Annotated in this window: 23 protein-coding genes and 1 tRNA gene; 8 read left to right on the forward strand and 16 right to left on the reverse strand. The window is 43.3% G+C overall.

Annotated elements, in window-relative coordinates; genetic code table 11:
- Positions 1-29: 29 nt before the first annotated feature.
- The 7 genes from ACPD8L_RS07375 to ACPD8L_RS07405 are packed head-to-tail and all read right to left on the reverse strand — an operon-like array spanning position 30 to position 6,921.
- Positions 30-1,322, reverse strand: coding sequence for a DUF3570 domain-containing protein (locus ACPD8L_RS07375; protein WP_421811001.1), 1,293 nt, complete (start codon positions 1,320-1,322; stop codon positions 30-32).
- Between the two features lie 15 nt (positions 1,323-1,337).
- Positions 1,338-1,547, reverse strand: a complete 210-nt coding sequence (locus tag ACPD8L_RS07380) for a DUF4266 domain-containing protein (RefSeq protein ID WP_116218332.1) — start codon at positions 1,545-1,547, stop codon at positions 1,338-1,340.
- Positions 1,548-1,555: 8 nt separating this feature from the next.
- Positions 1,556-2,506: an FAD:protein FMN transferase gene (locus ACPD8L_RS07385; protein WP_423942732.1), complete on the reverse strand. Its 951-nt coding sequence runs from the start codon at positions 2,504-2,506 to the stop codon at positions 1,556-1,558.
- 44 nt (positions 2,507-2,550) lie between these two features.
- The gene (locus ACPD8L_RS07390) at positions 2,551-2,988 is read right to left on the reverse strand and encodes a thioredoxin family protein (RefSeq protein WP_423942733.1); all 438 of its coding nucleotides are present in this window, start codon (positions 2,986-2,988) and stop codon (positions 2,551-2,553) included.
- Positions 2,989-3,010: 22 nt separating this feature from the next.
- Entirely contained in the window at positions 3,011-3,451 is a 441-nt protein-coding gene (locus ACPD8L_RS07395) for a QcrA and Rieske domain-containing protein (protein WP_293301893.1), read from the reverse strand.
- Between the two features lie 46 nt (positions 3,452-3,497).
- Entirely contained in the window at positions 3,498-4,676 is a 1,179-nt protein-coding gene (locus tag ACPD8L_RS07400) for an AIR synthase related protein (protein WP_423942735.1), read from the reverse strand.
- 58 nt (positions 4,677-4,734) lie between these two features.
- The gene (locus ACPD8L_RS07405; RefSeq protein ID WP_421809866.1) at positions 4,735-6,921 is read right to left on the reverse strand and encodes a glutamine synthetase III family protein; all 2,187 of its coding nucleotides are present in this window, start codon (positions 6,919-6,921) and stop codon (positions 4,735-4,737) included.
- Positions 6,922-7,131: 210 nt separating this feature from the next.
- On the opposite strand from ACPD8L_RS07405, the gene ACPD8L_RS07410 reads away from it, so the two are divergent.
- Positions 7,132-8,142, forward strand: coding sequence for a glutamine synthetase beta-grasp domain-containing protein (locus tag ACPD8L_RS07410; RefSeq protein WP_293301898.1), 1,011 nt, complete (start codon positions 7,132-7,134; stop codon positions 8,140-8,142).
- 66 nt (positions 8,143-8,208) lie between these two features.
- Here the strand turns inward: ACPD8L_RS07410 and ACPD8L_RS07415 are convergent, their stop codons facing one another.
- On the reverse strand, positions 8,209-9,147 hold the full coding sequence (locus ACPD8L_RS07415; RefSeq protein WP_293301900.1) for a calcium/sodium antiporter: 939 nt from the start codon (positions 9,145-9,147) through the stop codon (positions 8,209-8,211).
- A 648-nt stretch (positions 9,148-9,795) separates the two neighbouring features.
- Between ACPD8L_RS07415 and ACPD8L_RS07420 the strand changes: the two genes are divergently transcribed.
- Together ACPD8L_RS07420 and ACPD8L_RS07425 are read left to right on the forward strand one after the other, a co-directional pair.
- On the forward strand, positions 9,796-11,574 hold the full coding sequence (locus tag ACPD8L_RS07420; protein WP_423942737.1) for a DUF885 domain-containing protein: 1,779 nt from the start codon (positions 9,796-9,798) through the stop codon (positions 11,572-11,574).
- Between the two features lie 102 nt (positions 11,575-11,676).
- Entirely contained in the window at positions 11,677-11,820 is a 144-nt protein-coding gene (locus ACPD8L_RS07425) for an SsrA-binding protein (protein WP_293301902.1), read from the forward strand.
- On the opposite strand, the gene ACPD8L_RS07430 is transcribed toward ACPD8L_RS07425, so the two are convergent.
- Entirely contained in the window at positions 11,817-12,329 is a 513-nt protein-coding gene (locus ACPD8L_RS07430) for an adenine phosphoribosyltransferase (RefSeq protein WP_116218341.1), read from the reverse strand. The two genes, ACPD8L_RS07425 and ACPD8L_RS07430, sit on opposite strands and share 4 nt — an antisense overlap.
- Positions 12,330-12,396: 67 nt before the next feature.
- Between ACPD8L_RS07430 and ACPD8L_RS07435 the strand changes: the two genes are divergently transcribed.
- The 3 genes from ACPD8L_RS07435 to ACPD8L_RS07445 all read left to right on the forward strand — a co-directional run bounded on the left by ACPD8L_RS07435 (position 12,397) and on the right by ACPD8L_RS07445 (position 14,142).
- Positions 12,397-12,470: transfer RNA gene (locus tag ACPD8L_RS07435), tRNA-Arg, on the forward strand.
- A gap of 183 nt (positions 12,471-12,653) precedes the next feature.
- On the forward strand, positions 12,654-13,247 hold the full coding sequence (locus ACPD8L_RS07440) for a hypothetical protein (protein ID WP_421809902.1): 594 nt from the start codon (positions 12,654-12,656) through the stop codon (positions 13,245-13,247).
- A 127-nt stretch (positions 13,248-13,374) separates the two neighbouring features.
- Positions 13,375-14,142 (forward strand): hypothetical protein, encoded by a 768-nt coding sequence (locus ACPD8L_RS07445; protein ID WP_421809903.1) that lies wholly within the window; start codon positions 13,375-13,377, stop codon positions 14,140-14,142.
- A gap of 175 nt (positions 14,143-14,317) precedes the next feature.
- On the opposite strand, the gene ACPD8L_RS07450 is transcribed toward ACPD8L_RS07445, so the two are convergent.
- On the reverse strand, positions 14,318-15,568 hold the full coding sequence (locus ACPD8L_RS07450) for a hypothetical protein (RefSeq protein WP_421809904.1): 1,251 nt from the start codon (positions 15,566-15,568) through the stop codon (positions 14,318-14,320).
- Positions 15,569-15,720: 152 nt separating this feature from the next.
- Here ACPD8L_RS07450 and ACPD8L_RS07455 point away from each other — a divergent pair, with 152 nt between their 5' ends.
- On the forward strand, positions 15,721-16,716 hold the full coding sequence (locus ACPD8L_RS07455; RefSeq protein WP_421809905.1) for a helix-turn-helix domain-containing protein: 996 nt from the start codon (positions 15,721-15,723) through the stop codon (positions 16,714-16,716).
- 53 nt (positions 16,717-16,769) lie between these two features.
- On the opposite strand, the gene ACPD8L_RS07460 is transcribed toward ACPD8L_RS07455, so the two are convergent.
- The 6 genes from ACPD8L_RS07460 to ACPD8L_RS07485 form a co-directional block, all read right to left on the reverse strand.
- Complete coding sequence (locus ACPD8L_RS07460) at positions 16,770-17,372, reverse strand: hypothetical protein (protein WP_116218344.1); 603 nt, start codon at positions 17,370-17,372, stop codon at positions 16,770-16,772.
- A gap of 223 nt (positions 17,373-17,595) precedes the next feature.
- On the reverse strand, positions 17,596-17,871 hold the full coding sequence (locus ACPD8L_RS07465; RefSeq protein ID WP_116218345.1) for an ATP-dependent Clp protease adaptor ClpS: 276 nt from the start codon (positions 17,869-17,871) through the stop codon (positions 17,596-17,598).
- A gap of 22 nt (positions 17,872-17,893) precedes the next feature.
- Positions 17,894-18,727 (reverse strand): 50S ribosomal protein L11 methyltransferase, encoded by an 834-nt coding sequence (prmA, locus tag ACPD8L_RS07470; RefSeq protein ID WP_423942739.1) that lies wholly within the window; start codon positions 18,725-18,727, stop codon positions 17,894-17,896.
- A gap of 9 nt (positions 18,728-18,736) precedes the next feature.
- Positions 18,737-19,486: a triose-phosphate isomerase gene (tpiA, locus tag ACPD8L_RS07475; RefSeq protein WP_293301916.1), complete on the reverse strand. Its 750-nt coding sequence runs from the start codon at positions 19,484-19,486 to the stop codon at positions 18,737-18,739.
- A 24-nt stretch (positions 19,487-19,510) separates the two neighbouring features.
- On the reverse strand, positions 19,511-20,605 hold the full coding sequence (locus ACPD8L_RS07480) for a BT_3928 family protein (protein ID WP_116218348.1): 1,095 nt from the start codon (positions 20,603-20,605) through the stop codon (positions 19,511-19,513).
- Between the two features lie 181 nt (positions 20,606-20,786).
- The gene (locus ACPD8L_RS07485; RefSeq protein WP_136565740.1) at positions 20,787-21,326 is read right to left on the reverse strand and encodes a DUF1599 domain-containing protein; all 540 of its coding nucleotides are present in this window, start codon (positions 21,324-21,326) and stop codon (positions 20,787-20,789) included.
- A gap of 93 nt (positions 21,327-21,419) precedes the next feature.
- Here ACPD8L_RS07485 and folP point away from each other — a divergent pair, with 93 nt between their 5' ends.
- Positions 21,420-22,253, forward strand: coding sequence for a dihydropteroate synthase (gene folP, locus ACPD8L_RS07490; protein ID WP_421809908.1), 834 nt, complete (start codon positions 21,420-21,422; stop codon positions 22,251-22,253).
- The last annotated feature ends 2 nt before the right edge of the window (positions 22,254-22,255 follow it).

The raw sequence follows: 22,255 nt of genomic DNA on the forward strand, positions 1-22,255 counted from the left end.
TTGGTTGGATTGTGTTTCGCTACTTTGTCTCAGTTCCCCACAAAAGTGGTCCCCAAAGTAAGGATAAAGGCATTGAGGCCATCACTACGATCATACTGGCTGAAACGCAGGTCTATGGTCTTCAATCCAAAATTAAGCACCTTGGCACTGGTAAAGATATCCTTGTATTGGGCCCCAACCCCATATTGATGGGCATCATATTTGGACAGATCGTAATCCGAGGTATAAAATTCAGACGTGGAGAGGGCCGTTTCCTTTGGATGGAAATAATCGGCCGCAGTTTGGGTGTAATATCGATACGCGGGATAGAGCGTAAACTTATCCGTGAGTTTAAAAGGAAGTTCCAGATTGGCCGTATGTGAGGTAATGCCCCAATCATCCCAATACAGACGATAATAGGATCGCAACACCAGAAAATCGTTCACATAATAATTGAGTCTACCTCCAAAAGGAACCTTTAACCTACTGTCCGGCAGGTGCTCCACATCATCCGCCAATTGAAAATCATCAATGAAAAAATCTTCCGTATCCCCAAAGTACACCCTTTGGAACGGGGTACTCAACAGCCCGTTCTGGGATACCAAATCCACAAAAAGCGCCCCTTGCACTCTTTTGCCCAATATTTGGGAAAAGCTCAATGAAAGTGAGTATGAGTTTCGGTTTTCCTTATCGAACTCGGTAAAGTTGGGCATGTAGGCCCCATTTCCAGTTATCCTATCATCAAAGAACCCTGGTCGTAGCTCAATGGGGTAAATGGCATTCCATTTATCCAAAAAAACCGTACCTCCCAAACTCAATTCCGTGTTCTTCTCATTGAACAATCGGGTGTAATTACCGCCAAAGCCAATGGAGAAATAATCGTATTCTGAAGACACATACGCGTTGGCACTCCAAATGGTGTTACGGTCTTCGGAGCTATGCTGGTACGTGGGTTTGACATAGGCCAATATGTCTTTTCGGGACTCCCCGGAAGAAGCATCGAATGGGGTGACATTGAGCCCACCATCCAAAGGGTTCACATTACTGGATGACGCAGAAGTGTAGGCCGATATACCCACATCAACCGTAAGCACATCATCCTCGTTCAAGGGCATACGCAGCACAATGCTCGATGTGGCATCCGTAAGATCTTCGGTGCCCTCTCCCCCAGTTACGGCCGCATGATTGCCATCTTGGTTGTAATAGCTGAACAGCAGGTCCACCTCGCTGGTTTCCAACACGCGTCTTTTGTAGCTGGTATTGTCTTGCTGGGACCACCCCATGGCCAGGCACAGAAAAAAAATCAGGATGGTTGATTTCTTTGTAAGGTTGTTTTGGAACATCACTGGCGCATCAATTTAATTACAACCGCAGCCCCCTCCCGTTTTGCCACCATTGGCCCCGGAAGAAGCTTCTCGATAAATATGGAAATTGGTCTCGAACCGTTCACAAGGTCTGGCACTCAATTGCATTTCAGCGTCATTGATGTATGCCTTGTCATACTCACGCACCACCACACAAGAACTGGAACAAATCAATATCAGCACAAAAAGAATGGGTTTTGCCATGGTTAAATTTACGGATTCGTATCAAAAATAATCCCTGAACTCTTGTGGATTTTATTATCGGAATCCACCACCACCGCTTCCACACCATCTATTTGATTGATCAAGTGGATGCCACTATCCTTTCCCATGATAAAAACAGCCGTTGCCAAGGCATCGCAAAGCTCGGCCTGTTTGGCAAAAATGGATACGCTGTTGATGCCCGTGGTAGGATATCCTGTCCTGGGATCAATGATATGGGAATATTTTATCCCTTTGAACATTATAAACTTTTCGTAGTTGCCCGAAGTGGCCACAGAAGATTCCACAATAGGCAACCAACTGAACACCTTTTCCTTGCTCAACGGATTGGCAATGCCCACCAACCACTTCTCCCCGGTCACCTTGGTGCCCCAAGTGGTCAGATCTCCCGATGCATTGATGATTCCTCCTTTGACCCCCTTGGAGGACAAAAGCTCCTTGGCCCGATCCGCGGCATATCCTTTTCCAATGGCACCAAAGCTGATGCGCATACCACGCTCCTTTAAAAAGACCGTTTGCTGGCTCGGATCCAATATAATTTTTTGATACCCTATTTTGGCAATGGAGTTTTTGATTTCCGTTTCAGATGGGATACTGTCCATGGTTCCGTCAAACCTCCAAATCTTGTCCATGGAAGCATAACTGATATCAAACGCACCATCGGTTATTTCTGAAATTTTTATGGAGCGTTCTATAAGTCCGTAGAGCTCTGGACTGACTTTTACAGGTTGTACCCCTGCATTTTTATTGATACGCGAGGTTTCCGAGGCTTCGTCCCAGGACGAAATCATTTTTTCAATCCGTTCTATTTCCGAAACAGCCTCATCAATATCCAAGTAGCCTATCTCTTCGTTAGGGGCCACCACGGTAATCTCGAACCGGGTTCCCATTAACTTCAGGGTTTTCTTTACGGTAATGTCCTTTCGGTCCAACTGTCCCATAGACAGCAGACAAGATAGACTGCAGCAAAGGACCAAAAACATTCTCATTGTATAAAACCGTTCAAAATGGAGATGTACTTTTTTGGTGATGTCCTCACATTAAACCCGGTCTTGCCCAAAACAGATTGATGTTTATCCAAAACCACAACCAATGGAAAATGTCCTTTGGGGTTGTACTTTTCTGCAAGGGATGCATTGGCATCCGATAAGGTCGGGGGGAGTTCATTTTTTTTCTTCCGGGGAAAATCCGCATTATACATCACATAGTGTTCAGATGCATAAGCCTTAAACTCCTCGGATTCCCAAATTTGTTTCTTTAAACGTATGCAAGGTGCGCACCAATCGGACCCGGAAAAGACCAAAACAATAGGTTTGTCCTCAGCATTGGCCAGAACCACGGCCTCATCAAAACTGTTTTGCCATTCTTGGGCGTGCAGGCCGCCAAAGGCTACAAAGAACATAATGCCTAGGAACTGCTTCATGGATTTGGGGTAAAAATGATACTTATTCAAAAATTCGAAGGACACTGCCTTCGAGCTCGGTATTATAAATTTTCAAGGTTTTGGCCGGTTTGCTATCCACTTGGTTCAGCGGTGTCCCATTTTGGGCAAATCGGGAACCATGGACATCACAATAAAAAATCCCTCCATCTTGGTTGACAAAACGTACTTGATCATAGGATTCGTGGCTACACACCTGACTTGCGGCCACATAGTCGCCTTCCAAGTTTTTGGCGATCACCACTAAATTTTTCAGGATGAAGCCTCCATTGGCCACAAGGGCCTGGGCTTCTTGGGATGTAAGGTCTACCGTAAAATCCACTCCGGTGGGCTCTTCCACGATATTGCCGTCCACTTCATCTTTGGAGCATCCGTGAATACAGGGAAATGTTAGGGCAAATGCAGCACCTGCCCCCAAACTTCGAAGAAATTCCTTCCTTTCCATAGCGTGAGGTTTATAAAAGAACGTGAAATCAGGCTAAATCGTATACCTAATATTCAAACTTTCCGTAAGTGCTTTGAATGGTGAGTTTTTTCTGTTCAGAGGCCTCAACCCTGCCAATTATCTGGGCATCGACATCAAACTGCCTTGAAATGGAAACAATGTCTTCAGCTATCTTTTCATCCACATACAATTCCATACGGTGTCCACAATTGAACACTTGGTACATTTCCTTCCAATCGGTCCCGGATTGCTCCTGAATCAACTTGAATAGCGGAGGAACAGCGAACATATTGTCTTTAATGATATGAAGGTTCTCCACAAAGTGGAGAATCTTGGTCTGTGCCCCGCCACTGCAGTGCACCATTCCGTGAACCTGATCGGTATTGTATTTTTCCAGCACCTTTTTTATGATGGGCGCGTAAGTCCGGGTAGGCGAAAGCACCAATTTTCCAGCATCCAAAGGGGAATTAGCCACTTTGTCCGTCAATTCCACTTCCCCAGAATACACCAATTCCTCTGGTACCGAAGCATCGTAACTTTCGGGAAATTTTTGGGCCAAATATTTTCCAAATACGTCATGGCGGGCAGAGGTCAGCCCATTGCTGCCCATTCCACCGTTATATTCCGTTTCATAAGTGGCCTTCCCAAAAGAGGCCAGTCCCACGATGACATCCCCGGGCTTGATATTGGCATTGTCCACCACCTTGGAGCGTTCCATCCTCGCGGTGACTGTGGAATCCACAATGATAGTCCTCACCAAATCCCCAACATCTGCCGTTTCACCACCTGTGGAATGTATGGTGATCCCATGCTTTTTTAAATCAGAAATAAGTTCTTCGGTTCCATTGATAATGGCCGAAATGACCTCCCCGGGAATCAGGTTTTTGTTCCTTCCAATGGTAGAAGACAACATAATATTGTCCGTGGCCCCCACGCAGATAAGGTCGTCCACATTCATGATCAAGGCATCTTGGGCAATCCCTTTCCAAACGGAGATATCCCCGGTTTCCTTCCAATACATATAAGCCAAGGAGGATTTGGTACCTGCGCCATCGGCGTGCATGATCAAACAATGCTCCTCGCTTCCGGTCAAATAATCTGGGACAATTTTACAGAAGGCTTTGGGAAAGAGACCTTTATCAATGTTCTTGATGGCATTGTGCACATCTTCCTTGGAGGCCGAAACCCCTCGCTGCGCATATCTTTTACTGGTTTCCGATGACATTTCTTTGCTTTGGGCAAAAATAACGGAAAGCCACGAATTAATCGTTAACCGTTCTTTCCTATTTTGCGAACAACAACTCGCTGTATTTGGTAAATGGCCATAAATCGTCCGCGATGAGTTTTTCCAGTTTATCGGACTGTTCACGGATGGCATCAAAATAGGGTTTTACATTATCGCAATACGCCTCCGCTTTCTTTTGGGCCGTGGAAAGTCCATTGGCCCGCTTTCGCGCCTCAGTCATTTCATCGGTCAATTTCTTGATCTCAACAATATGCTCCCCTACCTGCTCCAAGATGTTCAATTGGGGTTCGGCCACTTTTTTGTGGGCCGCCCCATACACTTCCTTTAAACCGGAAATGTTCTCCAACAAGGTATTTTGATAGCGAATGGCGGCCGGGACAATATGACTATAGACCATCTCCCCCAATACCCTTCCTTCTATTTGGATATGGAATATATAGGCTCCCAGTTCCACTTCCTGGTGAGCCTTGAGCTCCACTTCGTTCATGACCCCCATATCCTTGAACAGGGCCACACTTTCCTTGGAAGTGATTACCTCTAGGGCTTGCGGAGTGTTTTTATTATTGCTCAGCTTTCGCCTTCGTGCCTCCAACTGCCATTCTTCCCCATAGCCATCGCCTTCAAAACGGATTCGCTTGGACGTTTTGATGTACTCACGCAGCACATTGAATACAGCCTCATCCTTTTTGAGGTTCTTTTTATCAATGAGTGCATCCACCTCTTTCTTGAAATCGGTGAGCTGTTTGGCCATAATGGTGTTGAGAATGGTCATAGGCTTGGCACAATTGGTCTTGGAGCCCACTCCCCTCATTTCAAACTTATTGCCCGTAAAGGCAAAGGGAGAAGTCCGGTTTCGGTCTGTATTGTCCAATAAGATTTCCGGGATTTTCCCTACTACATTGAGTTTGAGTTCCGTTTTCTCCTCTGGCGACAATTTTCCTTTGGAAACCCCTTCCAATTCATCGAGCACATCGCTCAGTTGCTTTCCTATAAAAATGGATAGGATCGAGGGGGGTGCCTCATTGGCCCCCAGCCTATGGTCATTACTTGCCGATGCTATGGAGGAGCGCAATAATTCCTCATAGGTATCCACCGCCTTTATGGTATTGACAAAAAAGGTCAAAAACTGAAGGTTCTTCATAGGAGTGGTCCCGGGGCTGAGCAGATTCACTCCGGTATCTGTGGCCAAAGACCAATTATTGTGTTTTCCCGAACCATTGATGCCCTCGAAGGGTTTTTCATGGAAGAGCACCCTAAAATTATGCTTGTCGGCTATCTCTTCCATAACATCCATCAATAATAAGTTATGGTCCACGGAAAGATTAGCTTCTTCAAAAACAGGGGCGAGCTCAAACTGGTTGGGAGCTACTTCATTATGCCGTGTTTTTACAGGAATGCCCAATTTGGTGCATTGTTTTTCCAGATCACTCATAAAACTGAGTACTCTTGGTGGTATCACTCCAAAATAATGATCGTCCAACTGCTGGCCCTTCGCCGCCAAACTCCCCACAAGGGTCCTACCGGCCATTACCAAATCCAACCGGGACTGCACCAAGGCCTTGTCCACCAAAAAGTATTCTTGCTCCCACCCCAAAGTGGCATATACTTTACGCACATTCTTATCAAAGTACTGTGCAACATCCGTGGCCGCTTGATCTATAGCATACAAAGCCCTCAACAAAGGAGCCTTATTGTCCAACGCCTCTCCGGTATACGCTACAAAAATGGTAGGAATACAAAGTGTGGTCTTATAAATAAAAGCGGGGGAAGTGGGATCCCAAGCCGTGTAACCCCTTGCTTCAAAGGTGTTTCGTATTCCGCCGCTGGGAAAACTGGAAGCATCGGGCTCTTGCTGCACCAATTGTGCACCGCCAAACTTTTCCATGGCCTTGCCATCGGACATGATATCAAAGAAAGCGTCATGTTTTTCCGCGGTGGCCCCGGTCAAGGGTTGAAACCAATGGGTATAATGGGTAGCACCCATGGACAACGCCCAGGCTTTCATGCCCTCCGCTACTTGGTCAGCTATCTTCCTATCTATCTTATTGCCCTGAAAAATGGCCGATTTTACATTCTCAAAAGCTTCTTTGGTCAGAAATTGAAGCATCTTGTCTTCATTGAACACATTTCTGCCAAACAAATCGGACCGCTTTCCAGTCTCGTCCATCTGTATATGTTCTCTTTTACGGCTTTCCAGCAAAGCCTCAAATCTCATTTTTGGCATTCTCAAAAAGTTTAGTCCACAAAGCTACAATTAACAATTTAATAATTTATTTGCCTAAAAATACTTTTTTTTCATGCTACCCCCGTTTAAACAGGGGTAATAAAAATTATAATGTCATTTTAGCCATTTTAACCCTCTAAAAGATATATTATCAAATGAAAAAACTATTTTTGTCAATCGTGAATTTGAGAACATATAACTACCAAAATTATGAGCAAATCTAAATTAGAGTATTTATGGTTGGATGGTTATGAGCCAACAGCCAACATTAGAAGCAAAACACGAATTGAAGAGGATTTTAGCGGTAAATTGGAAGATTGCCCAATGTGGTCTTTCGATGGTTCCTCCACCAAGCAAGCCGAGGGTGGTTCTTCTGACTGTTTGTTGAAACCTGTTGCTATCTATCCTGACCCTGCAAGAAGAAATGGGTATTTGGTGATGACCGAGGTGTTGAATCCAGATGGAACTGCCCATGCGAGCAACTCCAGGGCCACCATTGATGATGAAGATGATGATTTTTGGTTCGGTTTTGAACAAGAGTACTTTATCATGGATACAGCCACGCAATTACCACTTGGTTTCCCTGTTGGTGGTTATCCTGGCCCACAAGGTCTTTACTACTGTTCTGTAGGTGGCCGAAACACTTGGGGCAGGGACTTGGTTGAAGAGCATGCCGACCTATGCTTGGAGGCTGGACTACAGTTTGAAGGTATCAACCAAGAGGTTGCTGCCGGACAGTGGGAGTTCCAGTTGTTCGCCAAAGGCGCCAAAAAAGCCGGTGATGAAATCTGGGTGGCTCGCTACCTACTTCAAAGGTTGACAGAAAGCTACGGATACTATATTGAATACCACCCAAAACCCATCAAAGGGGATTGGAACGGTTCCGGTATGCACGCAAACTTCTCCAATACACTTTTGAGAACTTGTGGATCTAAAGAAACCTACGAAAAAGTATGTGAGGCCTTCCGACCTGTAACCAAAGAGCATATTGAAGTTTATGGTGAGTTCAATGATGAGCGTTTGACCGGTAAGCACGAGACTGCTTCCATCAAAGATTTCAGTTACGGTGTATCCGATAGGGGTGCTTCCATCCGTATTCCAATCTTGACCGTTGAAAAAGGATGGAAAGGATGGTTGGAAGATAGAAGACCTGCTTCCAACGCAGATCCATACCGAGTAGCGGCCAGAATCATTAAAACAGTGAAATCTGCCGACGTATAGGACACACCAATGTTTGTGTATAAATTAGTTGTTGATTTGAAAACCGTCCCTCCAAAGGGGCGGTTTTTAGTTTAGGGTAATATATACGAAGGTTACATAAAAGGCCAACAGTATTAAACCGTCCCGCCAGCCCAAGCGCAATCCCTTTGGAAAAAATACCAAGGGCAATATCAACAGGGAAATCCCCAACATCCAGAAGATATCACTGGAAAGCAATCCTTGGTCCACCACAGTAATCGGGGTGATTATGGATGTAATTCCCAAAACTGCCAAAAGGTTGAAAATATTGGAGCCTATCAAATTCCCCAAGGAAATGGCCTTTTCCTGTTTTAACACGGCAATTACCGAGGCAGCGAGTTCTGGAATACTGGTTCCCACAGAAACCACCGTTATACCAATAACGCGATCGCTCACACCAAAGGCCGAGGCCATACCCACGGCTCCCTCAATAAGAAGTTCAGACCCTCCCCAAAGTGCCGTGCCCCCTATACCTAAATACAATGCGGTCTTATACATGGGCAAGTATTCATCATCCTCCGGCATTTCATCCACGACAGCGGTTTTTTGAAACCGGAGCAGATATACCAAAAAGAGGAACAAAAAGGAAACCAGAATAATTCCTTCGTACTGCTGCAAGACCCCATCAAAATAAATAAACCCACAGAACAGCAGGGAGGCCACCATCATAACCGGCCAATCCGTGGTATAAAAACTTTTTCGAACATCTATACTCCCCATAAGTACCGTTATGGCCAACACCAGACCCAAATTGGCAATGTTGGACCCTACCACGTTGCCCAAAGCCAAGTCTGGGAACCCATCCAATGCCGCCTTTATGCTTACAATAAGTTCCGGGGCCGAAGTGGCAAAGGAGACCACCGTCATCCCTATCACAATTTTAGGAATAGCCAAACGGAGCGAAAGGGCCACAGCAGATTTCAACAACCAATTTCCTCCTGCGATAAGCAATACAAGACCAATAATTATATAAAGCGTATTTTCCAAGTAGTTCGATTTTGTGGCAAAGATATGGGAAGATTTATTGTCTTGAATAGGGAGGTACAAAAGCTTATCCAAATTCAATATGACGACTCATGAATTACCATGGTCCACACACAACAAAACGTGATTTCCAAATAATGAAATCGTTCAAAACACCCCATTTCTAAACGAAATCCCCCTTGGTTTTTAAAAAGGGATCAAAAATGGCCCTACAAATGTTACATTTTATAATTCATTTTATCAATATACATTTAAATATGTAACTTTTTTCAAGAGAAGTACAAAATATCCAAGGAGCATTTCATTTAAAAACCTACAATCTTGTATGCAATTGTATAGATTTTCATTGAAAAGTTTGGAGACATGATTTCTGTCATTTTAAATTGAAAAAAGTAATCGGCCAACAATCATTTTTTAACCTAAAAATCAATCCAATAATGATTACCATTGTCAAACTTTTTGTGATGCTCTTCATGCTTATCATTGAAACTATTTTTGTCTAATGCCAACAAAAATCCAAAGGCTTTTTTGCACATCGGTTCACATGCCAAACATTCCCATCAATGCGGAATTTCACTTTTATTAAAAGTTTAGCATATAAATGCTATCGATTTGATTATTTTACACCTCTAACAAATCAACTCAAAAAAAGTGAAAAAAATAACAATTGTAGCTATGGCACTTATTGCCATGGCTTCTTGCAAAAATGAACCGAAGAATGAGGAAACCCCCTCAAAAAGTACTGAGTTTGCTACCGTATTGGACAACTATTATGAGGATGGGCTCAAACTGAATCCCTTACAGGCCACTATGGCCGGCGACCACAGGTACGACGACTCCTTCCCCAATATGCTTTCCGATGTGTACAAGGGGGAATCAAAAGCCTACTATGAAGGATATAAGGAAAAACTATCCCAGTTCCCAGATGAAAGCCTTACGGAGAGTGAACAGATGAGCAAGGCCATCCTGTTATGGGAATGCAACATTAATCTGGATGAGTTCAATTTTAACGCGGACCTTACTCCCATTGACCAAATGTGGTCCCCCAATTTATTTGTGGGGCAATTGGCAAGTGGCTCCAGTGCACAACCCTTCAATACGGTAGAGGATTACGAGAATTGGATGAAACGGGTAGATGGCTATTTGGAATGGCTGTCCAGCACGGAAACCAAAATGAAAGAGGGTATGGAAAAAGGCCATGTCCTCCCAAAGTCATTGATCGTAAAAGTCCTGCCCCAGCTCCAGTCCCAAACGGGAAAGGATTTGGACCAGCATCTGTTCTACCAACCCATAAAAAATATGCCTGCCGATTTTACCGAGGAACAAAAGGCGTCGCTCACCAAAGCCTACGAGGACATGATCACCAACAAGGTCATTCCCGCCTATGAAAGTCTCTACAATTTTATGAGCACCGATTATCTTGAGGCTGGCCGTGAATCCAGCGGCATACAGGGCGAACCCAATGGAGATGCCCATTATGCCCATCAAATTAAAAAATACACGACCACCAATATGACCGCCGCCGAAATCCATGAATTGGGATTGAGCGAAGTGGCCCGTATACGTTCCGAAATGGAAAAAATTAAGGAGCAGGTCGGTTTTGAAGGGGACTTAAAGGCGTTTTTCGATTACGTTCGAAACAATAAGGACCTTATGCCCTTTACGGACCCGCAACAGGTAATCGACAATTTCAATGCCATCCATGAGCGCATGAAGCCCCAGATTGAAAAACTGTTCGACAAAAAACCGAAAACCCCTTTTGAGGTAAGGCGGACCGAAGCATTTCGTGAGAATTCGGCAAGTGCCGAATACAATCAAGGATCCCTGGATGGCACTCGACCTGGTATTTTCTATGTCCCCATCCCCGATGTGACCCATTACAACACCTATTCGGATGAATCCCTATTCCTACATGAGGCCATTCCCGGGCACCACTATCAAATATCATTGACCCAAGAGAACGAGGAACTTCCAGAATTCAGAAAAACCCTTTGGTACAGCGGCTATGGGGAAGGCTGGGCCCTTTATACCGAATCATTGGGCAAAGAATTGGGATTGTACACAGACCCCTACCAGTATTTTGGAATGTTGGGTGCCGAAATGCACCGTGCCGTTAGATTGGTCGTGGATACCGGTCTACACTCCAAAGGATGGACCCGCGAAGAAGCCATTCAATACTCGTTGGACAATGAAGCTGAATCTGAAGCCAGCATCACTTCAGAAATTGAGCGCTACATGGCCAACCCTGGTCAGGCCCTATCCTACAAAATAGGACAGCTGAAAATCAGGGAGCTTCGCAAAAAAGCTGAAGATGCCCTTGGAGACCAGTTCAACATTGGGCAATTCCACAATCAAGTTTTGGAAACCGGCTGTGTTCCCTTGGCATTGTTGGAAGATAAAATTGACCGTTGGATCGCCTCCAACCAATAGGATTTAAGAAAAGGGCCAATTGAATTGGCCCTTTTCTTTTGCACCACGGTTGCCCGTAACCCAATATCTTGGTTATATTTGTTTTGACCAACACCTAACACCATGCTTTTCAAAATCTTGGCAAAAATCAACAAGGTAGTACTTCCTTCTTTTACCAAAAGAGGATTGGACCTATCCAAGGCCTCCAAATTGCAGCTGGCCATTATAGGCTGGCGGTATTATGTTACCAAAAACGCTTTGGACTAATACTGCAAAAGGGCCTCTATCTGATAGCCATTCAGTTTTTCGGCGCCATTTAGGAAGGTAAGCTCTATTAAAAAATTGCACTGCACCACTTCCCCTCCCAGTTTTTCAATCAATTTGCAGACGGCATTGGCTGTTCCTCCAGTGGCCAACACATCGTCATGGACCAACACCTTTTCGCCTTTTTTGATGGCATCGGTATGGATTTCCAAAATTTCCGAACCGTACTCCAGTTCATAGGACTCCGAAATGGTAGTATGGGGCAGTTTTCCCGATTTTCTTACCGGAACAAATCCAGCTCCTAAACGCGAGGCCAATAATGGCGCAAAGATGAACCCTCTACTGTCTACCCCCACCACTTTATCAATATGCATATGGCTTGCAAAACCGCAAAGCACATCGCAGGCTTTGTTGAGTGCTTTTGGATCACTTAAAAGTGGGGTTATGTCCTTGAAGATGACACCGGCTTTGGGAAAGTCTTCTATATCACGAATGTAGGAAGCTAAATCCATAGATTTTTTTGACAGCACAGGTTTTGTAGTAAAGGTAAAAAGAAATATATTTGCAGCCCTGTTAAAAGGCCGCGTGGCGCAACTGAATAGCGCATCTGATTACGGCTCAGAAGGTTGCAGGTTTGAATCCTGCCGCGGTCACTGAAAAATGAAGGAGTTGGAGAAGAAATATCAACAACTCCTTTTTTTTTGCCCATACCCATATACTTTGACTTACCTGTTCATTACGAAAAGAAGTTATTGAATTTTCTTATTTGACAATAGCTGCTTTTTGCTTACGTCATTTATGCTTTAATCTGGCTTGAACTCAAAAAAAGAGAAGTTATGGACAGTAACATTTTTATAAAAGCTTTAGAATTAGGCGCCTTAAAGACTCAGGGAGTATTCTATTCAGACTTTGATGAAAAGATTTTAAGGAATGGCAAAATAAATGTTTCAAGCCATGCTGAATATAATTTTCGCTTATGGTTAGTAGAAAATTTTACCAATGAGCAATTAGATACTGAAACACAAAAGTCAGTTTTTTTGCATGCATCCAAGAGAATTCTTGTGGTCGGAAAAATTGATGATGTCTACTTTAATCGAATCCACCTTGTTTTTGCATTTCCATTTTTTCTTAAAGGTGGTTCAACCAAAGATTACGTAAATTACCTACTACTTAAAGAATCAAAGGAACAAGCGTCAAGAGCACGAAAGAGAGCAAATTTTTCAATCTTTATTGCCTGTTCACTTCTAATATTTAACATCATAATCTTCTTTCTGTCCGATAAACCAGCACAACCTCCATTTGATGTTAAAATCATCCAAGATTCTGCAAAAACAAGCATGATGGAAAAAGAGATAAGAGCTTTAAAGAAAAATATCAAAGAGATGAAAATTGAAATTGTTAAGAACAAGACAGAAAAGGTTAAGAAGTAATCTACATAGAATCTAGGAGCGAGGATTGCTTTAAAAGTTTGTCTCAGTTATTCTATCTTTTTTCTCATTATTGATTTGGCCCATTAACCAAACAACAAATATCACTCTTAATGCTATATTCAAAATTATGACTGACAAAATTAAAAGATGGTGCAAGGTCCGGGAGGAAGATGGATATTGCTTAAATTATGCCCACAAATTTGGATATTGTCGCAAGCACTATATTAAAAGAATAAAGTGGTTAAGAGGGGGGCTGATCACCATAGTAATTTGGATTGTACTGGAACTTTTCATTCCAATCACTATCGGTGGTTGGTTAAATAATTTAATATGGCCAAAAGAAAGGCTCGGTGGGATTATATTCGAGAGGGGAATAATGGAGCCTGAAATTAAGTTCAAATACAGTGTGGGACTTGACGGAAAACCAGGATACTTCGTTACACATGAAATTCCATCATCGTTGTCATCTTGTATTATTGGAAAATTAATCCCTGCTAATGAGCTGTGTACACTTAGTTATAGAATATCAGAAGATGGCGAATTTCTTTTGACTGCAAAACTATACGACATTGAAGGCCTTCCAGTTACCATTATTAAAGACAACTACCTAATCGATATAGACCCCAATAATTACAAATATAACTATGATGATAGGGGAATGGAGATTGTGGACAAACATTTAAATGTCATTTTCTCCCTCAACCTTTTGAATAGTACGACAGTAGAAATGAGGGGAATCCTAAAATATGGCAACAGTAGAATGATTATTAGAGGAGACTCAACCATGTTGCTTCAGTCAGACGATGTTGAGAAAAACTACGGTTATTGGGCATCCATACCCAGACTTTTCGAATATACTGGGGAAGATTGGAAAGGTAAACGTATATCAGAATAAATCTCTATTGTATCTCCAAACAAAGAAACAAAAGAAGAGGCCAAAAAATACTTTTTCAAAGAACCTTGAAATAGTTAATATCTCAAGTTCCCTAATCAATAAAATTGTTATCACCAAAGAGACTATAATTGATATAAAAACTCTAAGAAACAAAAGAGCAACTTTCCAATCGGCGTTATGGATTTTGGATATGGTTTCCATGAACATCGAACAATTCGGTTGTGATTAAAGCATGGTTGACATCATAACGTTTCTTTTCAAGGGCAACCCCACTATCCTTTCTATTCATTAGGTTGTGTTCCTTATCCAGATATCGTTTTTCCAAAATCAACCCTAAAGGGTTTCTAACATACTCCACCCGGTGTACTCCCGAAATCTTATGAACGGTTTTCAATCCTTTTTCATCCAAGTAGGTCTCGGAAAGTAAATGCTTTCCATTTGCAGTCCATTCGGCCACATATTTTGCATATCCTCCATTGGCATTCTTGGGATTCCCCTCACCATCTTGAAATTCCAACAGGGTCCTATTCCCAAATCCATCGGTTTCAAAATGCCACCTCTCCGCTCCGGACCAATGGGTAGCCGGATTCTTCTGTTGGTCAAAAAACACAATATCCTCCAATTCATAACCATTCCACACATTTTGTTCCCCGGCAGTATGGGAAGGCCCAATGGCAGGTTTTCCGTTGGCATCAAAAACCTCCCAACGGTCAAAACGTCCTTGGGAATCGTAGTAATACTTAAAAAAAGCTGCTCCATTATCGGTATTGACCAAATTGCCCTCTGCATCAACATTTTCAAGGGTTCCGAAGTATCCGTATCCATCAAAGGTCATACGGGTCCGTAAAAAATGAAACTCTCCTCGCAAAGGAATCAGTTCCCCATTACTGTCCAAACGTTCCTCAATAATGCTTCCATTGGGCTCGTGGAACCATTGGTAGCTCATCACACCAAACCAGTCAGAAACCGGCTCATCGTTGGCATCAATAAAAGTCAAGGAGATGTTTCTCCCCAATGCATCCTTTTCATAAATCTTGGCGTACACCTTCCCCATCACCGAAACCCGGTTCCCAAAACGGTCAAAAAAATGGTGCACTTCCTTATCCGGGGAATGGGTGATTTTGGTATGGGGTGCATTGATGTTCAGGTTTCCAAATCGACCTTCAAACTCCTTGTACTCCTCTCCAATACGAACATGGGTTGCGATAACCTGGTTGCTTGCATTATAGTCCACTTTTAGGTTGATTCGGTGCAACGCCTCTTCTTCGGTAATGGGATACCCTCCTTTTACAGGTTGATAGGGAGATTCCCAAAAGGGCAACACAGCATAGTATTCACTTCGGTGGGTTCCATCCGATTGTTGCCCATGACCTAGATTGCAAACTATGACCAAACAGGCCAAAATCAGTGTTTTTGTAACTTTCATGATATGTGATGGCTTATACTTGACTCAATGCCCAAATATGGATGTAGCCTGATGTTTTTTTATCCTGTTTACAAAAAAGCGGACATCCATTTATATGAATTTTAACATATTACGAAAGGCATAGGCTTTAACTTGAGCCCAAACCAAAACACATGGAACCTTCCGTAGCATTGACCATTTTTTCCGGGGCAGCCATCTCCAGCGGATTGATGATGGCCCTTTACTTTTTGTTGGTGCGCAACGAAAACAAATGGGGAGACCTTGCCGTGGGGCTCTTGTTCTTGGCCTTGGTGATGCGGCTTTCCAAATCATTGTTCTCCTATGTTTTTCACGGGTCTTCCGTAGTGGGTATTTCATTTGGGCTATTAGGCTCGGTTCTTATGGGACCGTTGCTGTTCCTCTACTTTACATACACGCTTACGGGTGGGAAAAAGTTTCAATGGCAGCACCTTTTACATATGATCATTCCCTTCGTCGCATTTATCCTTGCGGCCAATGAAGTCTTTCCTGCATTTGGACTTTACGTTTGGGCGGGGCACTTTTTAATGGGATACCTTATTGTTGTGGGGTATCGCTTAGTGTTTGGCAAGTGGTCCATGGGGAAGGTATCAAAATGGCACAATTCCCTATTTTATGGGGTTCTTGGATTATGGCTGATATTCTCCCTCCAGTTGTACATTTCCAGTAGGACATTTTACATATGGGGCATCCTATTGGCTTCTCTGACCATCTATATCCTGTTTTTTATAGCATTGAGAACCCCCATGTTCCGAAGCAAAAATCGCCCAGTAGTCACCCCAAAAGAGGTGAAGGATAAAATAATCCATGCCCTTGAGGTGGAACGGGCTTTTGTGCAACCAGGGATTTCCATTGCACAGTTCTCTAAAATGATCGGTACCCCTGCTTACTTGGTATCAAATGGGGTAAAATCCATTTATGGAAAAAGCTTTAAGGATGTGATCAATAGCTTTAGGATTCAAGAAATCACATCCAAACTCTCCCATATTGATTTTGCCCATGAAAAGGTTGAAAATCTGGCCTATGATGCAGGTTTCAACACATCTTCTGCCTTTTACAGTGCTTTTAAAAAGGAAACGAATATGACCCCACGGGCCTATCAAAGGCAGCAGCAAAACAAATCTTCCTAACCATACCCCTTTTGACCTTCCCTCAACCTTTAAACAAAATCATGGCTCAAGGTTTATCTTTTTAAGGAATCCAGGTTTCTGCGCGCCTCTTTCAGTTCCAACTGTAACCGTTGGTTTTCTTCCAGATACTCCAAACGAATGCGTTCCATTTCGCGCTCAAAATCATCTGCGGGAACATATTGGGGTTCAAACAAACTCTCTTTTAAAATACTGAACAGGGTGAACAAAAAGCTTATGGCCACCGCTGCTATGAGTCCAAATAGTAACGTTTTCTCCTTTTTAAGCACAGGGGACTTCTTCTTGAACAATTGCTTTTTCTCTTTACCGTTTTTTTTAACGGCAGGCAATTGCTCCAAAAAAACATCCCACTTTTCCTCCTCTTTGACGTACATATCCATAAACCCCCCATCATTCAAAAAATCCTGGGTACTGGGCGTTGAGGCCAACAAAAATATCTCCACCCCATTGCCACTCATAATATCTAGTAAATTGGGATCGTACTCCTGTATATCCTTTATCAAACGCTCAACAAAGTGTAGGCTGTAATTGGGTCGGAGAAATTCATCGTAGAGAGTCTGTATCTCAAAATAATCCTTTCGGTCCAATGCATATTCCAGAAAACGGTCCTTTAGTTCTGCCTTAAAAAATTCGCCCATTCCCTAGATACGATGTTTTACGATACTGCATTGGTTTTCATGTGTAAAATTAAAGTGATTGGCTCATTATTACCTCAAGTCACAAGTAAAGAATTTGTGATTTTTACTCCATTGTTCGGCTTATACATTAAAATATATGACCCTTTCAGGAACTTTCCCTGAAAAGGAAAACACTCATTAAACTTGTTGGGATAAAAATGAACGGCGAAAAATAAAAAACGCTTTAAACGATTTCAGCGCTCAATCCGGCCTCCAATAATTGGGAACATTTGGGTTCAAGATAGGAATACTCCCCGGTCTTCACCGTGCATTTGCCATTGTAGTGTACGATCAAGGAGCATTGTTCAGCCTGTTCAGGGGTATGCTCACACACTTTGATCAAGGTTTCAATGACATGGTCAAACGTATTCACATTGTCATTGAACAATACAATCTCATTCTGCTCTACAACCTCTTCCTCGAGAAGCAGGTCTTCCGATTCTTTTTCCCTAGTGCCCATAATCCATGGAGTTAAAGCCTTTCTAATTTACATATTTTGCTGAAATCCAATTGTTCTTTTCCAGATTTTTTTCAAATTGTAATCCGTAGGCTGCACATTTTGAGTAAATTGCATCCAAATCCCCCGAATAAAAGCCACTTAATAAAAGTGTTCCCCCAGAAGTAAGGCACTCCACATAGACAGGAATATCTTCCATCAATATATTGCGGTTGATGTTGGCCAAGATCACATCGTATTCTTTTCCTTTCAACAAACTGCTATCGCCTTGAAAGGCTTTGATACTCCCACAATCATTCCGCTCTATGTTTTCTTGGGTGTTCAAGTAGCACCATTCGTCAATGTCTATGGCATCTACAGGTCCTGCCCCCTTCTTTTTGGCCAAAATGGCCAAAACCCCGGTTCCGCAACCCATATCCAATACCGATTTCCCTTGAACATCCATATCCAAAATATGCTGGAGCATCATATGGGTGGTTTCATGGTGCCCGGTTCCAAAACTCATTTTGGGTTCTATCACAATGTCATACTCCACCTCAGCTGCGGGATGGAACGGGGCACGCACCATACATCTGTCCCCAACGGTAATGGGATGGAAATTCCGTTCCCATTCGGCATTCCAGTTTTGTTGTTGGATTTCTTTTTGGGTCCATGAAATCTCAAAACCCGGTTGTTGCAGAATATAAAGTCCGTTCAAAATATCCTCCCGCCAATCCGATTTTAAGATATAGGCCAAAAGTCCGGTTTCATTCTCCACAAAACTCTCAAACCCCACCTCTCCCAGTTCGGCAATCAAAATATCCGTTGCCGGTTGAGCCGGTTTTATTGTAAAATCATACTCGAGATATACCAATCCCATAGTTTCCGATCAAATGGCGTTGATGATGGCCACAAAGTCCGAAGCCACCAAGGAAGCCCCTCCGATCAATCCTCCGTCCACATCGGGTTTGGAAAAAATCTCCTCTGCATTGTTTGGTTTCACACTTCCTCCATAGAGGATGGAAACTTCATCAGCGATGGAAGCATTGTAGGCCTCTGCAATGGTCTTGCGGATAAAGGCATGCATTTCCTGGGCTTGCTCCGGGGAAGCAGTCTCTCCAGTTCCTATGGCCCAAACAGGCTCATAGGCCAAAACGATGTTCTTCCAAGCACTGGCCTCCAAATGGAACAATCCGTTTTTCAATTGGCTTTCCACTACGGAAAAATGGTTGTCGGATTTCCTGTCCTCCAGTTCTTCACCAAAACAAAAAATAGCTTTTAGTCCCTTGGCAACCGCGGTGTCCATTTTCTTTGCCAATAGCTCATCGGTTTCACCAAAGTAAGAGCGTCGCTCAGAATGACCCAAGATAACCGTATCTATATCCAAGTTCAAGAGCATATCCGCAGAGATTTCACCAGTATAGGCACCGCTTTCGGCAAAATGCATATTCTGGGCCGCCACTTTGATGGTGGAGGATTCCAAGCTTCGTTGGGCCGTTTCCAGGTTCACAAAAGTGGGAGCCACAATGACCTCCGCTTTGGTGTCGGGCAGTTTTGCGGAAAGTTCGGCCAACAAAGCCTCGGTCTCTTCCCTATTCTTGTTCATCTTCCAGTTTCCTGCCACTATCTTCGTTCTCATGTTTTGTTTTTTTGTGGGTTATGTTTAAAGCGTAAGTTTATCTAAGTCGTTGTAATGCACTTTTTGCTGAATAGTGCCCTTTCGTAAAACCAATATTGCGGGATTGGAACGCACAATGGTCTTCAATGTAGTCTCATCCGTAAAGTAAAAGTCGAAATCCAGCTTATATTTTTGTTCCACCTGATTGGCCAAATCGTCACTTGAGGCCGACATACCGATTACCGTATATCCCTTTTTCTTTGCTTCATTGGTCACTTGGGCCACTTCGGGGAAAAAATCGTAGTTGCTTTTGGCCAGATCGTATGCTACCACCATGATCAGCTTATCCTCTTCCAAAAGTTCGGCAGCATAATCCTGACCGTCCTTTTCAATGGTGAAATCATGGATGGGAGGTTCGTATCCTGCTTGGATCTGTGTGGTCTCCACATCTATGAACTCACCTTCCACGCTCGGGTATTCCCCATTGGTGACTATGGTTTGTTCGCCTCCATCCACCTTAAAACGCCAAGCATATTCGTACAGGGGTTGTGGCGCATCATCCGGAACCGTCATCCCCTCTTGGATATTGGCGCCAATTTTATAGGGCCTGAAATCCACCGATGGTAAATGGTTCAACACATGGTTGGCAAATAAAATACAGGCCAGCAGAGCTGCTGCTCCCACCATCCAATTGGTTTTTGTGTTGAAAAGTGGAGTGATGTATTTTCTTCCATAAAATAAAATCAGAATGAAAACCAATAACACCACATCCTTGGTGAACGATTCCCAAGGGGTCAGTTTTACGGCATCACCAAAACATCCACAATCGGTCACTTTGTTGAAATAGGCGGAGTAAAACGTAAGGAAGGTAAAAAATACGATCATCAGCAAAAGACTCCAAACCGTAAGCTTCGGTTTAAAGCCAATAAGGAGCAATACCCCCAAGATCACCTCCACAATCACCACAAAAATCGAAATACCCAAGGCCATGGGCAGAAAAAAGGGCAAGTCCAGCACCCCAGGGCTAAAATATTCCTCCAATTTGAACGAAAATCCTACGGGGTCGTTCAATTTAATAAGGCCACTGATGATGAAAAGCACCCCTACAAAGACCCTTGAAATCCAAACTAAATATTTCATGTTTTTTTCAAAATAAATTCCAACTTATCAAAAACCTTAATCTGACACAAACCACACGAAGTTTCACCAATGGGTTGATGGCTATAGATATGATATGTGATTGGTAAAAAACTCAACTATCTTCTTTGTCTTGGTTCTTGACTCTTTTTCCCCTAAACACAAATTCCCTTGTCATCATCTGTTATTCGGAATTTAGATGAATCAGTGCAAAAACTGCGTAGTTGATCATATCCTGATAATTGGCATCCACGCCTTCACTTACCAATGTGGCACCTTGATTGTCCTCAATCTGTTTTACGCGAAGCAACTTCTGCAGGATCAGGTCCGTCAGCGAACTTACCCGCATATCCCGCCATGCCTCTCCGTAATCATGGTTTTTGTCTTCCATCAATTTTTTGGTGATGGCCACCTCGGCATCATATAGGGCAATAGCCTCCTCGGCGGTCAGATCGGGTTGTTCCGCCACTCCTTTTTTAATCTGGATCAGGGCCATAATCGCATAATTGATGATCCCAATGAATTCCGATTGTTCCCCTTCGTCCACCTTTCGCACATCGTTCTGTTGTAGGCTACGAATACGTTGGGCCTTGATGAAAATCTGATCGGTCAGGGAAGGTAGGCGCAAAATCCGCCAGGCGGTACCGTAGTCCTGTGCTTTTTTCAAAAACAATTCCCGGCAGGTATGGATCACCGCATCGTACTGTTGGGAAGTCTGCTGCATGTATTGTTGCTAATTTGCGTAAATTTCGTCCAAATAAATGTGCCCAGAGCACTTTGCCAAAGATAGTGAAACCCAACAAAGGAGATATTTTTTATGACCATAAACTGTAAAGGTGAACTTATAGATCTTACGGTGCCCAAAGTGATGGGTATTCTTAACCTTACCCCAGATTCTTTTTTTGATGGGGGAACCTACAAGGACGAAGCTTCTATATTGAATCAAGTGGAATACATGCTAGATCATGGGGCCACCTTTATAGATATGGGTGCCTACAGCTCACGACCAGGGGCGGAACATGTGGATGAAGACGAGGAGCTGAAGCGTATGCTACCGGTCATAGAATTGATCCTGAAAAAATTCCCGGACACCTTGATTTCCGTGGACACCTTCCGGAGCAGGGTCGCTGCCGAAAGTTTGGAAAGAGGTGCGGCCATCATCAATGATATTTCCGCTGGAAATTTAGATCAGGAGATGTTCCGCACGGTTGCCCAATATCAGGTACCGTATATCATGATGCATTTGAAAGGCACCCCGCAATCCATGCAGAAAGAGGCCACTTATACCGATTTGATCAAGGATCTTCGGCATTATTTTTCCGAAAAAGTGCAGGAAGCTACTTCCAAAAAGATCAATGACATCATCATAGATCCCGGCTTTGGCTTTGCCAAGACCACCGAACAAAACTATACCCTGTTGAACCATTTGGACCTTTTCAAGACGTTCGGCTTGCCTCTTTTGATTGGATTGAGCCGAAAATCCATGATCTATAAAGTATTGGATTCCAACCCAAAGGAAGCTTTGAACGGCACCACCGCCCTCCACACGATTGCGTTGTTGAAAGGGGCAAATATTCTACGGGTCCATGATGTCAAGGAGGCTATGGAATGTGTGAAACTGGTATCGGCCTTAAAAGCCAATGCCCTCTAGTT

Source organism: Flagellimonas algicida, from assembly GCF_049629585.1.
Taxonomy (GTDB): Bacteria; Bacteroidota; Bacteroidia; order Flavobacteriales; family Flavobacteriaceae; genus Flagellimonas.